This is a genomic window from Kitasatospora sp. NPDC101157 (assembly GCF_044768255.1).
Taxonomy (GTDB): Bacteria; Actinomycetota; Actinomycetes; order Streptomycetales; family Streptomycetaceae; genus Kitasatospora.
The window spans coordinates 255,738-271,123 of sequence record NZ_JBIWPL010000003.1 but is presented as its reverse complement, the minus strand read 5'-3'; the positions used below and the strand labels follow the sequence as shown (position 1 = coordinate 271,123).

Genomic DNA, 15,386 nt, shown 5'->3' with positions numbered 1-15,386 from the left:
GGTCGTCGGCGGATCGGTTCTCAGCACGAGTCGATATCTTAGGTTAGGTTTACCTAAGTTCGTCAAGGCGGGGTCCGCCGGGTGAGCGGGGTGGCCCGTTCGCGCGGAAGGGTGGTTGGTGTACCCCTTGAGGCATTGTAAGGTGAGGCTCACCTTAATCGATCACTCGGAGTCGATCTCGGGAGCGCCGATGGTCCCCGGAACACCCCTGCCCGCCCTCTTCCGGAGGCGGTCCGTCGCCCTGACCGGCGACTACGAGCGGCTGCGCGGGCTCTGCCCGGCGCTCCGACTGCGTCTGCTCGACTCCGCCGAACCCGACCCGTCGAACGCCGACGACTGGTGGTCCGGAGCCCAACTCGCCACCGACGAACGGGCCCTGGCCGCCGCCCTGGCCGGTGAGGAGTCCCGGATCGCCGCCGAGCACGGCCGAGCGCCGCGCCCCCACGTCACCGCCTCCCGACTGCTCCACCACTACGTCTGGTCCGTCTGCCTGCTCATCGCCGGGCCCTGGCACCTCAACCGGCGGGTCCCCGCCCTGGGTTCCGGCGACCTCTGGCTGCACGCCCCCACCGGCGAACTGGCGCTGCGTCCGCGCGGCCACGTCACCCGCCCCGGCGACGACGAACTGCGCGCCGAACTGCGGGCCGCCCTGGTCGCCCACCTCGAACCGGTGCTCGCCGCCTTCGCGGGGCCGACCCGGCGCCGCGATCGCGCGCTCTGGGGCATGGTGACCGACGACCTCGCCTCCGCCGTCTGGTACCTCGGCCGGATGCTCGACGCCCGGGCCGGCGCGTCCGTCGAGGCGGGGGACGGCACGGTCGCCGAGGGGCGGCCCGTTGAGGGGCGGGCCGTTGAGGGGCGGGCTGTCGAGGAGGACGCCGCCGTCAGCGCCGCCGGGGCCCTGCTGCCCGGTGGCACCCAGCCGCTGCCCGGCGCCGCCGACTTCCGCCGGCTGCGCACCCCGGACGGCCGCGACCACCACACCCGCACCCGGCTCGGCTGCTGCCTCTACTACGCCGTCAAGCCCGAGGCCCTCGCCTGCCTGACCTGCCCGCGCACCGGCGACGAGGAGCGGCTGCGGCGGCTGCGGCGGCTCTGACGAGCGGTCCCTTTCCGACGAGCGGCCCCTTCCTAGGTCCGCGCGTCCCCGCTGCTCCCGTCGTCGCCGCTGCTCCCGGCGCCCCCGCCGTCCCCGCTGCCCCCGTCGCGCCGCAGCACCGCCACGCCCCGCTCAAGGTCCACCCCGAAGTGCGGCGGCGCCCCGGCCTGGGTGTCGTCCCGGCGCGTCGCCTGTTCCCGACGCTGCTCCACCTGGATCCGCTTGCACGGGCTGAACAGCGCGTGCAGCTCGTCCAGTCCGCCGCCGCCGCCCACTCCGACCCCGGGCGCGCGTTCCCGACGGCGCGGCGAGGACTCCGACCGGACCTGCCAACTCGCCAGCACCACCAGCCCGATCACCGCCGCGACCACGCACCCGACACCCACGATGAACCCCATGTCCAGCCCAACGCGGCACGGCCGCACGGGCGTTCCCCGATCTCCGGGCCACCGGCTAGGCTGCCCACGGACCCTAAGGAGAGCTCTCACCCATGACCGTGCGCGGAACCCTCGTGGACATCCCGACACCGGACGGCACCGCCGACGCCTACCTCGCCCACCCCGACGACGGCCGCCCCCACCCCGGCGTGCTGCTGTACCAGGACGCCTTCGGCCTCCGGCCCCACCTGGAGGCCATGGCCGACCGGATCGCCGAGGCCGGCTACACCGTCCTCGTCCCCAACGTCTACTACCGCAAGGGCCGCGCGCCACTGGTCGAACTGCCCGAGCTGATCGACGTCGAGCAGTGCGCCGACATCTACGCCCAGCTCGGCCCGCTGCTCGTCACCGCCACCGCGCCGGACGTGGCCGCCCGCGACGCGAACGCCTACCTGGCCTGGTTCGACGGCTCCCCGCTGGTCCAGGACGGGCCGATCGGCGTCACCGGCTACTGCCTCGGTGCCTTCCTCGGCCTGCGCACCGCCACCAGCCACCCGGACCGGGTCGCCGCCGTGGCCTGCTTCCACGGCGGCCACCTCGCCACGGACCGTCCGGACAGCCCGCACCTGGGCGCCCGACGGATCAGCGCCGAGGTGTACTTCGGCCACGCCGACCAGGACGACGCGATGCCGCCCGAGCAGGTCGCCCGGCTGAACGAGGCCCTGACCGCGGCCGGCGTCCGCCACAAGGCCGAGGTGTACGAGGGCGCCGGGCACGGCTTCACCCAGGCCGACACCACCCGCTACGACGCGATCGGCGACGCCCGGCACTGGGCGGCCCTGTTCGACCTGCTGAAGCGCACCCTCTCCGCGTAACCCCGGCCGGAACACGGGCTGTTGGTCCCCGATCCACCGGCCGTAGAGTGGGGCCGGGCCCGCGGGTGCCGTCCGGGGTGCCGGGAGGGGCGACGCGCTCGCCCGGTCGACCGGGCGCGGGAACGACGGCGCGTCGGGATGCCAGGGCGCCGAACGGCGGAGCGCCGAACGACCGGGCGCCGAACGACCGGGCTCCGGTGCGACCGGGTGTCCGGTCGCACCGGAGCGACGGGCCCGTCGACGAGGCCACGGGGGGAAGCAGGACATGCCGAACAAGGGGAACAGCCGGACGGGCCGCGCGCCCGGCGGCGTACGGGCGCTCATCACCGAGGCGCTGGCCGAGCGCACTCCCGGCGGGGTGCGGCCGGGTGAACTCCACCGCGGCGTAAGGGCGTTGCGCTGGGTGGAGACGGGCCCGGCCGAGGGGCTGCCGATCGTCCTGGTCGCGGGCTGCGGCGAGTGCTCGCTCACCTGGGCCCCGCTGCTGCCCGAACTCGCCGAGCTCGGCCGGGCCGTGGCGTACGACCGGGCCGGGCTCGGCGCCAGCGCACCAGACCGCGCCCCTCGCCCGACGCTGGATGCGCAGGTCGAGGACCTGGCCGCCCTGATCCGGCACCTGGACGCCGGACCGGCCGTACTGGTGGGGCACAGCTGGGGCGGTCAGCTGGTCCAACTCCTCGCCCGGCAGCGGCCGGAACTGGTGGCCGGACTGGTCCTGGTCGATCCGGCGCACGAGGAGTTCCGCCCACGCGCCATCGCCCTCGCCGAGGCCGCGCTGCTCCGGCTCTCGCTGCTCCGGACGGCACTGGCACCCGCCGCACCCGCCCCGGGCGACGCCCTCGGCCGTGCCGGGGCGGCCGCCGTCGCCCGTCCCCACCAGCGGCGGGCCGTGCTCGCCGAGCACCGGCTGACCGCTCTCGCGGCCCCGGCGCTGCGCCGTCGGCGCGCCGCCGCCCCGCTGCCCGGGGTGCCGGTCACCGTGCTGAGTGCGACCGAGGGCCTGCCCCGCGCGCTGCGCGCCCGGTTCACCGCCGCGCAGGCGGGGATCGCGGCCGGTGCTGCCGGGGCCGTCCACACCGTGGTGCCCGGCGCCGGCCACTACATCCACGCCGACCGGCCGGACGTGGTCGCCGCAGCCGTCCGGGAGGTGTCCGACCCCGCCCGAATCGCCCGGAACGCCGGACATTGAGCCCAACCCCCTGCCGTACAGCACCTGCTGGGCCCGCGGCACGCTCTGGCACACTGTGTGCCGACGACCCGGCGGGGAGGGTCATGACACCTGGGGGCGGGCGGATGAGCAGCGCGGGCACTGTGCTCGGCGGACGGTACACGCTGGTCGAGAAGATCGGCGGCGGGGGGATGGGCGCGGTCTGGCGGGCCGACGACGAGGTGCTGGCGCGACCGGTCGCCGTCAAGATCCTGCGTGCGGACCTGTTCGAGGACGACACCTCCGTCCAGCGCTTCCGTCGCGAGGCCCAGCTGGTCGCGGCGATCGACCACCCGGGCATCGTGGACGTCCACGACTACGGCGAGAGCGGCGGCGGGAGCGGAAGCGGCGATGACGCCGGCGCGGACGGCGCGGACGGTGACGAGCGCTGCGCGTACATCGTGATGGACCTGATCGAGGGCCGTCCGCTGGACCGGGTGCTCAAGGAGGACGGCCCGATGAGTGCCGAGCGTGCCCTCGGCCTGCTCGCCGACGCCCTGGACGCCCTGCACGCCGCCCACCGGCGCGGGATCGTGCACCGCGACATCAAGCCCTCCAACCTGATGGTGCGCGAGGACGGCGGGGTGGTCATCACCGATTTCGGCATCGCCCGGGCCGTCGCCAGCACCAAACTCACCGCGCCGTACGCGATCATCGGCACCGCGGCCTACATGTCCCCCGAGCAGGCTTCGGGGGAGACCACCGGCCCGGCCTCCGACCTCTACTCGATCGGGGTGGTCTGCTACGAGCTGCTGGCCGGCCAGGTCCCGTACCTGGGGGAGGGACCGCTGCAGGTCGCGCTCAAGCACGTCAACCAGCCGGTGCCGGAACTGCCGGAGACCTTCCCGGCGGCGGTGCGGGCGCTGGTGGCCACCGCCCTGGCCAAGCGGCCCGAGGACCGCTTCGAGAGCGCCGCCGGGATGGCGGCGGCGGCCCGCGTGGCGATCGGCCTGCCGGGGGCGCCGCGGCGGGCGGCGGACAGCGGGACGATCGACCTGCGGCCGGGGGCGGGCGCGGCGGCCGTGGCCGCGGGGGCTCCGGGCACGCCCGAACAGCTGGTGAAGGTGGACCCGCAGGCGGCCACCGAGCCGGGTGGACGCCGCTCGCGCCGCACCCTGCTGCTGCCGATCGTCGTCCCGGTCGTCATCTCCCTGGGTACGGCGACCGCGCTGCTGATCGACCGCAGCCCCGGCGACTCCGGCGCGGCGGCGCCGCCCGCCGCCCAGCCGACCGTGGTGGTGACCGTCCCGGCGACCCCGGGCACCACCAGCCCGGCCGCCACCACGCCCGCCTCGGCGCAGCCGACGGACACCCCGTCGGGCACCCCGGCCGCCGACCTGCCGTCGGGCGGTCAGCCGCCCGTACCGGTGGTGCCGGCCCAGGGCGGGAACGGCGGGAACGGCGGGAACGGCGCGGCCCAGGGCCACGGCGGCGGGGGTTCGAACGGCGGTTCCTCGGGCGGCTCGAACGGTGGCTCGTCGGGCGGGTCCTCGGGGAGCTCCGCGGGTGGGCAGGCCAACCAGTCCGGGGGTGGCGGCGGCGGTGGGGCCGACCAGTCGCCGCCCAAGCCCGGCAACTCCAGCTCTACGGGCGGCACTTCCGCCGGGTCGTCCTCCGGCGGCAACCCGCCCGCCCCGCAGACCCCGGCCCGGCCGGGCTCCTGCGGTGGCAACAGCTGGGCCCGCATCGTCAGCGTCAAGGACGGCCGTCCGATCGGGATGCGCAACGACAACCTGAACGGCGACAACCCGATCGTCCTCGGCGGTGTCGACCAGTACGGCTGGGTGCGCTCGACCGATCCCGGCAGCTGGATCCTCTTCAATGCCTGCAACAACGGTGGCCCGCAGCTCGTGCAGACCATGGACGGCAAGGTCGTGCTGAGCAACGGCTTCAGCTTTCTCACCAGGTGGACGGTCCGCAACGGCAGCACCGCGGGCTCGTACACGCTGGCCGACTACCAGAACCAGTCCTGCATGACCGACAACGGGCCCGGCAACGAGATCACCATGGTCACGTGCACGCCCGGAAACGCTGCCCAGGAATGGCGGTTCCAGCAATGACCCGGAACGAGGGCGTGGTGCTCTACTGGCGCCCCCTGTGCTCCTACTGCATGAAGCTGCGCTTCGGCCTGCTCTTCACCCGGCTCCGCTACAGCCGGCGCTTCACCCGGGTGAACATCTGGAAGGACCCGGACGCCGCCGCCTTCGTCCGCTCGGTCGCCGACGGCAACGAGACCGTCCCGACGGTGACCGTGGCCGGCCGTCCGATGGTGAACCCCTCGCTCCGCCAACTGCTGGACGCCGCAAGGGAATACGGCGCGTAAGCAGCCGTTCACCGGGCGGGCGGCGCTAGCAGACCGCCGCCCGCCGGGCAAGGGGGGTCGGTGGCGGGACCTCGCCAACCGGGCGTCAAGGGTGTGTATGGAAACTTCTACAGAGATGTAAAAGCCGATCGGCCGGTGATCGATTCCGATCGGCGGGGCGATGCCTGTCGGTCGATCGGCCGTCAGCGCAGGCGGTCGGCCCTGGTTCGACCGGAAATCCAGTGCAAGGCCGGTTGGATTGCCCCGATTTGACCGCCATTTGAATCCCTTTACCTTCTGGCGGGACCTGGCCAATAACTGAGGCAGACCTGTCAATTCACCTGCTGGATTGTCATGCTTCTGATCACCCCCCAGCGGTAGCCCCCCACCCCCACCCCTCGGTGGCGAGCCGCTCGACCGCGCGGGGTTCCAGCACGTCAGCGCCCGTTCCGCCCCACAGGTGCCGACCCCGGCCCCCGGGACGCGGTGCGACCGCGCCCACACGCGGTTTCCCGGAAGGACTCGTACGTGAAGCGAAAGCTCGCTGCTGTCGCCGTGCTCTCGGCCACGGCCATGCTGACCGGTGTGATCCAGGTCGCCACCACCGCCCAGGCGGCCCCCGCGGCCCCCTCGCTGCAGGCGCAGGCCGCCCAGCAGCACGAGGCCGTGCTCGCGGTGGCCAACGGCCAGTCCGCCCCGCTGGCCCAGGCGCTCGGCCTCGGCGGCCAGGAGAAGCTGGTGGCCAAGGACGCCGTCGTCGACAAGGACGGCACCCGGCACCTGCGTTTCGAGCGCACCTACGGCGGCCTGCCGGTCATCGGCGGCGACCTGGTCGTGCACCAGAAGGCCGACGGCGCGGTCAAGTCGGTCGACAAGGCGGTCTCCGCCCGGCTCGCGCTGCCGAGCCTGACCCCGAAGATCCCGGCGGACAAGGCCGCCGACCAGGCCTCCGGCGCGGTCAAGGCCACCGTCGGCCAGACCATCGACTCGGACGAGTCCCCGCTGGTGAACGTCCACCAGACCGGCCAGGCCCAGCTGGTCGTCTGGGCCACCGACGGCAACCCGCGACTGGCCTACCGGACCACGGTCGAGGGCACCCGCGCCGACGGCACCCCGAGCGCGCAGATCCTCGTCACCGACGCGGCCAACGGCCAGGTGCTCTCCACCCACGAGAAGATCGAGACCGCCGCCGGCACCGGCAAGGGCATCTTCGTCGGCCAGGTCCCGCTCAACACCAACGAGAACGGCGGGCAGTTCGAGCTCAAGGACACCAGCCGCGGCGGCCAGTCCACCACGGACATGAGCAACGGCGAGTCGGGCAGCGGGTCGCTGTTCGCCAACCCGAACAACAGCTTCGGTGACGGCACCAACAACAACCGCGAATCCGCCGCCGTGGACGCCCAGTTCGGCGCCGCCACCACCTGGGACTTCTACAAGAACACCTTCGGCCGCAACGGCATCCGCAACGACGGCGTCGGCGCCCTCAGCCGGGTGCACTACGGCTCGAACTACGTGAACGCGTTCTGGAGCGACGACTGCTTCTGCATGTCGTACGGCGACGGCAACAACAACAGCGCGCCGCTCACCGAGATCGACGTGGCCGGCCACGAGATGAGCCACGGCGTCACCGCGGCCACCGCCAACCTGAACTACTCGGGCGAGTCCGGCGGCCTCAACGAGGCCACCTCGGACATCATGGGCACGATGGTCGAGTGGTACGCCAACCTGCCCTCCAACCCGCCGAACTACTGGATCGGCGAGCTGATCAACCTGCGCGGCGACGGCAGCCCGCTGCGCTACATGGACCAGCCGAGCAAGGACGGATCCTCGGCGGACTACTGGGACGCGAACGTCGGCAACCTGGACGTGCACTACTCGTCCGGCGTGGCGAACCACTTCTTCTACCTGCTGTCCGAGGGCAGCGGCGCGAAGTCGATCAACGGGTTCGACTACAACAGCCCGACGGCCGACGGCTCCTCGCTCGCCGGCATCGGCCGGGACAAGGCCGCGCAGATCTGGTACCGCGCGCTGACCGTGTACTTCACCTCGACGACCGACTACGCGGGCGCCCGGGCGGCCACCCTCAGCGCGGCGTCGGACCTGTACGGCGCGAACAGTGCCGAGTACAACGCGGTCGCGGCCACCTGGACCGCGGTCAACGTCAACTGACTCGGGCCCGAACCGGGCCGGGCCCGAGTTGGGCGGGCCCGCCCGGAACGCGCCCGAGCGGGGCCCGGCCGGACTGTGGGTGCCGAACGGCCGGACCTGACGGCGGGGGGGGGCGGGTGGGGGGCCCCCGCGCCCCCCCCCCCCCACCGGCGCGCCCCGGGAGGGCCCACCGGCAGCCCGACCAACCCGCGCGGGGCCGGGGGGGGCAACACCCGGCCCGCCGCCGGGGGGGGGCCGGGGGGGGGGGGGCCCCCCGGGCGGGGCCGGGGGGGGGGGGCGGGGGGGGCCCCCCCCCCCCCCCCCCCGCCGCCCTTCGTCCAGGACCGGTCAGGACATCAGGACATCAGGACATCCCGGATCGGTACGGGGCGGATCAACCCGCGCTGTCGCCATGGCGGTCCTGGGCGGCCAGGACCGCGTCGCCGTGCACGGCCGCCCAGGCGCCGAGGGCGCGGATCGGACCGAGCAGGGCGGTGCCCGCCCCGGTCAGGGTGTAGTCGACGCGCGGCGGGGCCTCGGCGTAACGGCGGCGCTCCACCAGGCCGTTGTACTCCAGCCGGCGCAGCGTCTCGTTGAGCACCTTCGGGCTGAGCCCGCCGATCCGGTCGAGCAGCGCCCGGGGGCGCATCGGCCCGCCTTCGCCGAGGACGTACACCACCACGCTGTCCCAGCGGTTGGCGATCACCTCGAAGGCCAGCCGGGCACGGCAGTCCGCGGCGAACAGCCCGCCGCCCGGGTCGCCGCCGGTGTCGCCGCCCGGGTCGCCGTCCGTCCGGTCCTCGATGACGTCCTCGGTCCGCATGCGTCCATCCTGCCCGATCCGTTGCCTACCGGGCGGTGTGCATCGGCCCGTCTAGCGTCCGGAGCACGACATCGGACGTGATGAGGAGTGGATGGACCATGCGGATCGGCATTCTCGGTACGGGTTCCATGGCGGCCGCACTCGGCGGGGCGTGGGTGCGGGCCGGGCACGAGGTGCGGGTGGGCGGCCGTGACGCGGCGGCGGCCCGGAAGCGCGCCGCGGAGATCGGCGCGCTCGGCGGCGGCGAGGCGGCGGAGGCCGCGCGCTTCGGGGAGGCGGTGCTGGTCGCGCTGCCGGCCGGGGCGGCGGTGCCGGTGGTCGGGTCACTGGCCGGTGAACTGGCCGGACGGGTGGTGCTGGACTGCACCGTACCGATGGCTCCGGGCGCGGACGGGCCGGCCCTGACCACGGCGGGGCCGACGGACTCCGTCGCCCGGCAGCTCGCCTCGGCGGCTCCGGCGGCGCGGGTGGTGAAGGTGTTCGGTCTCTGCCACGAGAGCATCTGGTCGCTGCCGCGGCCGGGCTTCGAGGGCGCGCCGCTCGGGGTGCCGTACTGCGCGGACGACCGGGTCGCCGCCGACCTGACCGCCGAGCTGGTGGGCTCGATGGGCTGCGTTCCGGTGCACTGCGGCGGCCTCGACCGGGCCGGGCTGCTGGAGGCGACGGCGGTGTTCGCGATCGGGGTGTGGTGGTCGGGCGGTGAGGCCCGGCACCTCTTTCCCTCGCCGGCGCTGGCGCCGGGGGCGGTGGACGACGTGAAATAGGGGGGCACAGGAGGGCCGGGTGGCGGATGACGCCCGCCGTCACGCCAGGTCCGTCCGGATCCGGTCCAGGATCAGCCCGGCCCCCGTGTAGCCGATGCCGAGCATCCACAGGTTGTCGTCCACCCGGAAGACCCGGCCGTTGCGGACGGCGTCCAGGTTCCTCCACAGCGCGCCGCCGGTGATCCTGCCGCGGTCGGACTTCGCCTCGTCCCCGTACACCGAGTAGAAGATGACGTCCGCCGCCGCCTGGTCCACCTGTTCCGGGCTGATCTCCAGCGAGAACCCGGACCTGTCCTGGTTGGCCGGGCGGCCGAGCCCGAGGTCCTTGAAGAGCGAGCCGACGAAGGTGTCGTCGAGGTAGAGCCGGGTGGGCGCGCCGGCCAGGAAGCGGGCCATCTCGACCCGGGTGGCCGCCGCCCTGGCCGGTCCGCCCAGCGCGGTGACCACGTCCCGGAGCTTCGAGCGGTACGCCGCGTCCGCCGCCGCGGCCTCGTCCTGGCGGCCCATCGCCTCCGCGTGCAGCCGGACGTTCTCCTTCCAGGCCGGCCCGGTGGTCGTGGACAGCACCGTCGGCGCGATCTCGGACAGCTGGTCGTACCGCTTGTCGTCGCGGACCTGGTTGCTCAGGATGAGGTCCGGCCGCAGCGCCGCGATCGCCTCCAGGCTGGGCCGGCCGATCGCGCCGACCGCCTTCGTCCCGGCCAGCCGCTCGGTGGGCAGGTACCCGGGGAACGGAGCGCCCTCGCTGACCGTGGTGGCGCCGACCGGGCTCAGCCCGAGGGTGACCGCCGAGTCCAGGGCGTCGGTGTCCAGCACCACCACCCGGCTCGCCCGGGCCGGTACGGCGCTCTCCCCGCGCGCGTGCCGGACCGTCCGGGTGCCCCCCGCGCCGGACGGAGTGCCGTCCGGCGCGGGGGAGCCGGACCCGCAGCCGGCGAGGGTGAGGCCCGGGGCGAGCCCGGCGGCGAGGCCGAGCGCGGCACGGCGGCTGAGTGTTCGGGGCACCGGCGCCTCCTCCAACGGACGGACACCTCCAGCGGACGGTCACCCCGGCGGACGGTCACCCCGGCGGACGGACACCACCGCGGGCGGTCGCCCGCCACGAGTGGGGCGTGGCCCGCCGACCGCCGAAAGGGGGCGCCGGAACCCTGCCCGCCCGGCAGCCCGGCTACGCCTCGGAGCCGTGCTCCCGTCGCTGGCGCAGCAGTTCGGCGTACTCGGCCCGCACCCGGCGGTCCATCGCCAGGGTGAACTGGGCGTCGGCGACCGTACGGGCGAGCGGCCGGACCCGCAGGATGCGCTCGGTGAGCCGGGCCGCCTCGCCGGGCGGCAGCGGGGCGTCGCCGGACAACGCGCTGAGCAGGTGCTCGCTGACCACCTCGATGAAGATCTCGGCGATGGCGTCGACGTACTCCCCGGTTCGCCGGCTGGCGTCCAGTACGGCCGCGAGCGGTACGCCCTCGGCGACCAGCTCGGTGGTGGCGTCCATCAGCCGCCGGCTGACGTGGGTGATGCCGTCGTCCTCGATCGAGATGTAGCCCTGGGCGATCGCCTCGGCGGTGTTCTCCTCGGTGAGCTGGTCCCCGAACGCGGACCTCAGCTCCTCCCAGTCCAGCCGCACCGGGGTCTCGTCCGACCACGGGGCGACGATCGCGGCCTCCAGTCCGATCAGCCCGGCGACATCCCGGCCGCTCTCGCCGGCGCCGATCAGTTCGGCGATCCCGCCGAGGGTGTGGCCGCGTTCGAGCAGCTCGCCGATCATCCGCAGCCGGGCCAGGTGCTCCTCGCCGTACCAGGCGATCCGGCCCTCCTTGCGGGGCGGCTGGAGCAGTTTGCGCTCGCGGTAGAAGCGCAGGGTGCGGGTGGTGATCCCGGCCGCTTCGGCCAGTTCCTCCACCCGGTACTCGCGTTTTCTGTCGCCCGCAGCAGCTCTGACCTTGTCCACGGCGATCAGCATAGGTCCGTCACCCCGACGGAGGAGCCTGCGGTAGCTCGGGCGACTTCCGGTGAATCCGGGCCGTCGCGCTTCTTCCATCCGGTGTCAGCAAGGGCTACCCTGCCAATCGCGCCAGTGATTACTGGCGCGATTGGCAGGGTTCCGAGGACGGTCCAGGAGGCTCCGGGGCCGCGACCCCCGGAAGAGCGTGACGACCACCGCCCCACCCTTCAGGAGGAGGCCGCATGGCATCCAGCAGCAAGCGCCCCCGCTCCGGCGCGTCCGCGGCGACCGACACCGGCGCCGCGACCGACACCGGCGCCGCGGCGGACACCGGCGCCGTGACGGAGGTCGTACCCCACGTGCGGGTCGCGGTGATCGGCTCCGGCTTCGGCGGCCTCGGAGCGGCCGTCCGGCTGCGCCGCGCCGGGATCACCGACTTCGTGGTCCTGGAGCGCGCGGACTCCGTCGGCGGCACCTGGCGCGACAACAGCTACCCCGGCTGCGCCTGCGACGTGCCCTCGCACCTCTACTCCTTCTCCTTCGCGCCCAACCCCGACTGGCCGCGCAGCTTCTCGGGCCAGCCGGACATCCGCGCCTACCTGGAGAAGGTCGCCACCGTCTTCGGGCTCCGCCCGCACCTGCACTTCAACACCGAAGTTCTGGAGGCCCGTTGGGACAACGAGCGGGCCCACTGGCGGATCACCACCTCGGCCGGCCGGTGGACCGCCGACGCCCTCGTCTCCGCCGCCGGACCGCTCGCCGACCCCCAGATCCCCGACCTGCCCGGCCTGAGCACCTTCCCCGGCAAGGTGTTCCACTCCTCCCGCTGGGACCACGACTACGACCTGACCGGCAAGCGCGTCGCCATGGTCGGCACCGGTGCCTCCGCCGCCCAGATCATCCCGTCGATCCAGCCGAAGGCCGGAAAGCTGACCGTCTTCCAGCGCACCCCGGCCTGGGTCCTTCCGCGCCGCGACCGGGAGATCACCCAGCTGGAGAAGTGGCTGCACGGCAGGCTGCCGGTCACCGCCAAGATCCGCCGGGGCACCCTGTTCGCGCTCCGCGAGCTCCAGGTGGACGCCTTCGTGCGCCGCCCCGGACTGCTGCGCCTCGTCCAGCAACTCGCCGAACGCCACATCGCCCAGGGCGTCCCCGACCCGGAGCTGCGCGCCAGGCTCACCCCGGACTACCGGATCGGCTGCAAGCGCATCCTGCTCAGCAACACGTACTACCCGGCGCTCGCCGCCGCCAACACCGAGGTCGTCTCCGCCGGCCTGCGCGAGCTGCGCGGCTCCACCCTGGTCGCCGCCGACGGCAGCGAGCACGAGGTGGACGCCATCGTGTTCGGCACCGGCTTCCACGTCACCGACATGCCCATCGGCGCCCGGGTGTTCGGGGCGAACGGGACGAGCCTGGCGGAGGAGTGGAAGGACGGCATGGAGGCGCTGCGCGGCTCGACCGTGCACGGCTTCCCCAACCTCTTCTTCGTCATCGGCCCCAACACCGGCCTCGGCAACAGCTCGATGATCCTCATGATCGAGTCCCAACTGAACTACATGGTCGATGCGTTGACCACGCTCCACTCGATCGGCGCCGCCGCCATGCAGCCCACCGTCCGCGCCCAGCGGCAGTGGAACCTCGAACTGCAGCACCGGATGGACCGCACCGTCTGGACCACCGGCGGCTGCCGCAGCTGGTACCTGGACCCGAGCGGCAAGAACACCGTGCTCTGGCCCGGCTCCACGACCTCCTTCCGGCGCGCCACCCGCAAGGTCGACCTCGGCGAGTACGAGCTGATCATGCGCGCCGCCCCGACCACCGCCCGAACCGTCCAGGAGGCCACCGCATGAGCTCCGTCCAGCTCCCCGCCGAGTACGTACCGCCCACGCCCGTCGAGGAGTTGAGCATCCGCTCGGCGGACGGCATCCGGCTGCACGTCGAGGTGCACGGCCGGCCCGGAGCGCCCACCGTGGTGCTCTCCCACGGCTGGACCTGCTCGACCGCGTTCTGGGCCCCGGTGATCCGCCGACTCGCCGACCGTTACCGGGTGGTGGCCTACGACCAGCGCGGCCACGGGCACAGCGAGGTCCCGCCCAGCCGGGCCCGCTACTCCACCCGGGCGCTCGCCGAGGACCTGGCCGCCGTGCTCGCCCGGACCGTTCCGGCGGGGGAGCGGGCGGTGCTGGCCGGGCACAGCATGGGCGGGATGACCATCATGGCCGCCGGCGGCCGACCCGACGTCGCCGAGCGCACCGCTGCCAACGTCCTGATCTCCACCGGCCCGAGCGAGCTGGTCGCCGAACTCACCGTCCTGCCGGACGCCCTCCGTGCCCCGGGCCTGCGGCGCTTCCTGCACCGGCAGCTGCTGCGCTCCCGGTTGCCGCTCGGCCCGGTCTCGGCGGTCAGCCGGGCGGCGCTCAAGTACGCGACGATGGGGCCGACTTCACCCGCCGGACAGGTCGAGGCGACGGCCCGGATCGTGCACGCCTGCCCCACCGGGGTCCGCTTCCACTGGGCCGGGGTGCTCGACCGGCTGGACGTACGGGCCGGCCTCGGTCGGATCAGCGCGCCCACCGCCGTGGTGGTGGGCACCGCGGACCGGCTCACCCCGCCGGTGCACGCCCACCGGATCGTCGCCGAACTCGCGGACCCCCAGGGGTTGTTGCTTCTGCCCGGCGTCGGGCACATGGCTCCGCTGGAGCGGCCGGAGGAGGTCGCCGCCGAGATCCACCGGATGGCCGCCGCGCACCTGAGCGGCGCCGCCCCCGCGGTTGCTTCCGTCCCGGCTCCCGTCCCCGCTTCAGCCCCCGCTTCAGTCCCTGCCCCCGCTGTCGTCGTCGAGAGGACCACTGCCGCATGAACGCCATCCCGCCGTTGTCCGCGCAGGTCGTCGTCGTCACCGGTGCCGCCCGCGGGGTCGGCGCCTCGCTGGCCCGCAAGCTGGCCCGGCGCGGCGCCAAGGTCGCGCTGCTGGGCCTGGAGCCGGAGGAGCTGAAGGCCGTCGCGGCGCAGTGCGGCGCGGACGCCACCGCCTGGGAGGTGGACGTCACCGACCTGGAAGCGCTCGACGAGACCGCCGGCCGGATCAAGGAGCACTACGGGCGGATCGACACCGTGGTCGCCAACGCCGGGATCGCGATCGGCGGACCGCTGGCCGACAGCGACCACCGGGCTTTCAGCCGGGTGATCGAGGTCAACCTGCTCGGCAGCGTCGCCACCGCGCGGGCCTTCCTGCCGGCGCTCGTCGAGAGCCGCGGCTACCTGCTGCAGATCGCCTCGCTCGCCGCGCTGACGCCCGCACCGCTGATGAGCGCCTACTGCGCCAGCAAGTCCGGGGTGGAGGCCTTCGCCCACTCGATCCGTGCCGAGGTCGCCTACCAGGGGGTCAAGGTCGGTGTGGGGTACCTGAGTTGGACCGACACCGACATGGTGCGCGGTGCCGACGAGGACACCGTGCTGAAGCAGATGCGTGGCCGGCTGCCGTGGCCGGCCAACAAGACCTATCCGCTGGAGCCCGCGGTGGACCGGATCGTCGCCGGGATCGCCCGACGGTCCGCCCACGTGTACGCCCAGGCCTGGCTGCGCGGCATGCAGCCGGTCCGCTGGCTGCTGCCCAGCCTGATCGCGGTGGTCGGCTCCCGTGACGTGGCCAAGCTCGCCCCGCAGCTGGCGGCCACCGCCGCCTCCCGCCTGCGTGCCGTCGGGGCCGGCGGCGCCGCGGACACGGCCGCGCGCGGAAGCCGGTCGGGGACGGACGGGTGAGGAGCGACGGCTGACGGCTGACGGCTGATGACTGACGACTGGCGGCGAGCAGATGTCAGCTCACAGATAACAGCGAACAGATTTCAGATT

At 73.9% G+C, this 15,386-nt stretch carries 14 protein-coding genes; 10 read left to right on the top strand and 4 right to left on the bottom strand.

The features are described 5' to 3' along the window. Window positions 1-190: 190 nt before the first annotated feature. Window positions 191-1,099 (top strand): iron-sulfur protein, encoded by a 909-nt coding sequence (locus ACIRVF_RS07720; RefSeq protein WP_402815195.1) that lies wholly within the window; start codon window positions 191-193, stop codon window positions 1,097-1,099. A 32-nt stretch (window positions 1,100-1,131) separates the two neighbouring features. Here the strand turns inward: ACIRVF_RS07720 and ACIRVF_RS07715 are convergent, their stop codons facing one another. Beyond that, the gene (locus ACIRVF_RS07715) at window positions 1,132-1,497 is read right to left on the bottom strand and encodes a DUF6191 domain-containing protein (protein WP_402815193.1); all 366 of its coding nucleotides are present in this window, start codon (window positions 1,495-1,497) and stop codon (window positions 1,132-1,134) included. 92 nt (window positions 1,498-1,589) lie between these two features. Between ACIRVF_RS07715 and ACIRVF_RS07710 the strand changes: the two genes are divergently transcribed. From ACIRVF_RS07710 to ACIRVF_RS07690, 5 genes are all read left to right on the top strand, one after another. Beyond that, window positions 1,590-2,351 carry a dienelactone hydrolase family protein gene (locus ACIRVF_RS07710; RefSeq protein WP_402815191.1) on the top strand — a complete coding sequence of 254 codons (762 nt, stop codon included), beginning with the start codon at window positions 1,590-1,592 and terminating at the stop codon, window positions 2,349-2,351. A gap of 265 nt (window positions 2,352-2,616) precedes the next feature. Continuing rightward, window positions 2,617-3,540: an alpha/beta fold hydrolase gene (locus tag ACIRVF_RS07705; RefSeq protein ID WP_402815189.1), complete on the top strand. Its 924-nt coding sequence runs from the start codon at window positions 2,617-2,619 to the stop codon at window positions 3,538-3,540. Window positions 3,541-3,644: 104 nt separating this feature from the next. Next, a complete protein-coding gene (locus ACIRVF_RS07700; RefSeq protein WP_402815187.1) occupies window positions 3,645-5,618 on the top strand; it encodes a protein kinase in 1,974 nt (657 codons plus the stop codon). After that, entirely contained in the window at window positions 5,615-5,881 is a 267-nt protein-coding gene (locus ACIRVF_RS07695) for a glutaredoxin domain-containing protein (protein ID WP_402815185.1), read from the top strand. Before ACIRVF_RS07700 ends, ACIRVF_RS07695 begins: the two co-directional genes overlap by 4 nt. Before the next feature lie 507 nt (window positions 5,882-6,388). After that, complete coding sequence (locus ACIRVF_RS07690) at window positions 6,389-8,029, top strand: M4 family metallopeptidase (RefSeq protein WP_402815183.1); 1,641 nt, start codon at window positions 6,389-6,391, stop codon at window positions 8,027-8,029. Window positions 8,030-8,402: 373 nt separating this feature from the next. Here ACIRVF_RS07690 and ACIRVF_RS07685 read toward each other — a convergent pair whose 3' ends face one another. Next, on the bottom strand, window positions 8,403-8,831 hold the full coding sequence (locus tag ACIRVF_RS07685) for a winged helix-turn-helix transcriptional regulator (protein WP_402815180.1): 429 nt from the start codon (window positions 8,829-8,831) through the stop codon (window positions 8,403-8,405). Window positions 8,832-8,929: 98 nt separating this feature from the next. Between ACIRVF_RS07685 and ACIRVF_RS07680 the strand changes: the two genes are divergently transcribed. Further along, window positions 8,930-9,595: an NADPH-dependent F420 reductase gene (locus ACIRVF_RS07680; RefSeq protein ID WP_402815178.1), complete on the top strand. Its 666-nt coding sequence runs from the start codon at window positions 8,930-8,932 to the stop codon at window positions 9,593-9,595. Between the two features lie 39 nt (window positions 9,596-9,634). Here the strand turns inward: ACIRVF_RS07680 and ACIRVF_RS07675 are convergent, their stop codons facing one another. Both ACIRVF_RS07675 and ACIRVF_RS07670 read right to left on the bottom strand, forming a co-directional pair. Then, the gene (locus ACIRVF_RS07675) at window positions 9,635-10,600 is read right to left on the bottom strand and encodes an ABC transporter substrate-binding protein (RefSeq protein ID WP_402815176.1); all 966 of its coding nucleotides are present in this window, start codon (window positions 10,598-10,600) and stop codon (window positions 9,635-9,637) included. A gap of 163 nt (window positions 10,601-10,763) precedes the next feature. Further along, window positions 10,764-11,540 (bottom strand): MerR family transcriptional regulator, encoded by a 777-nt coding sequence (locus tag ACIRVF_RS07670; RefSeq protein WP_402815174.1) that lies wholly within the window; start codon window positions 11,538-11,540, stop codon window positions 10,764-10,766. Between the two features lie 236 nt (window positions 11,541-11,776). Between ACIRVF_RS07670 and ACIRVF_RS07665 the strand changes: the two genes are divergently transcribed. From ACIRVF_RS07665 to ACIRVF_RS07655, 3 genes are read left to right on the top strand one after another with little or no spacing between them, the layout of a single operon-like run. Next, on the top strand, window positions 11,777-13,384 hold the full coding sequence (locus ACIRVF_RS07665; RefSeq protein ID WP_402815171.1) for a flavin-containing monooxygenase: 1,608 nt from the start codon (window positions 11,777-11,779) through the stop codon (window positions 13,382-13,384). Next, window positions 13,381-14,394 (top strand): alpha/beta fold hydrolase, encoded by a 1,014-nt coding sequence (locus ACIRVF_RS07660; protein WP_402815168.1) that lies wholly within the window; start codon window positions 13,381-13,383, stop codon window positions 14,392-14,394. Before ACIRVF_RS07665 ends, ACIRVF_RS07660 begins: the two co-directional genes overlap by 4 nt. Further along, window positions 14,391-15,296 (top strand): SDR family oxidoreductase, encoded by a 906-nt coding sequence (locus ACIRVF_RS07655; RefSeq protein ID WP_402815165.1) that lies wholly within the window; start codon window positions 14,391-14,393, stop codon window positions 15,294-15,296. The genes ACIRVF_RS07660 and ACIRVF_RS07655 overlap by 4 nt, the downstream gene beginning before the upstream one ends. Window positions 15,297-15,386: the final 90 nt, after the last annotated feature.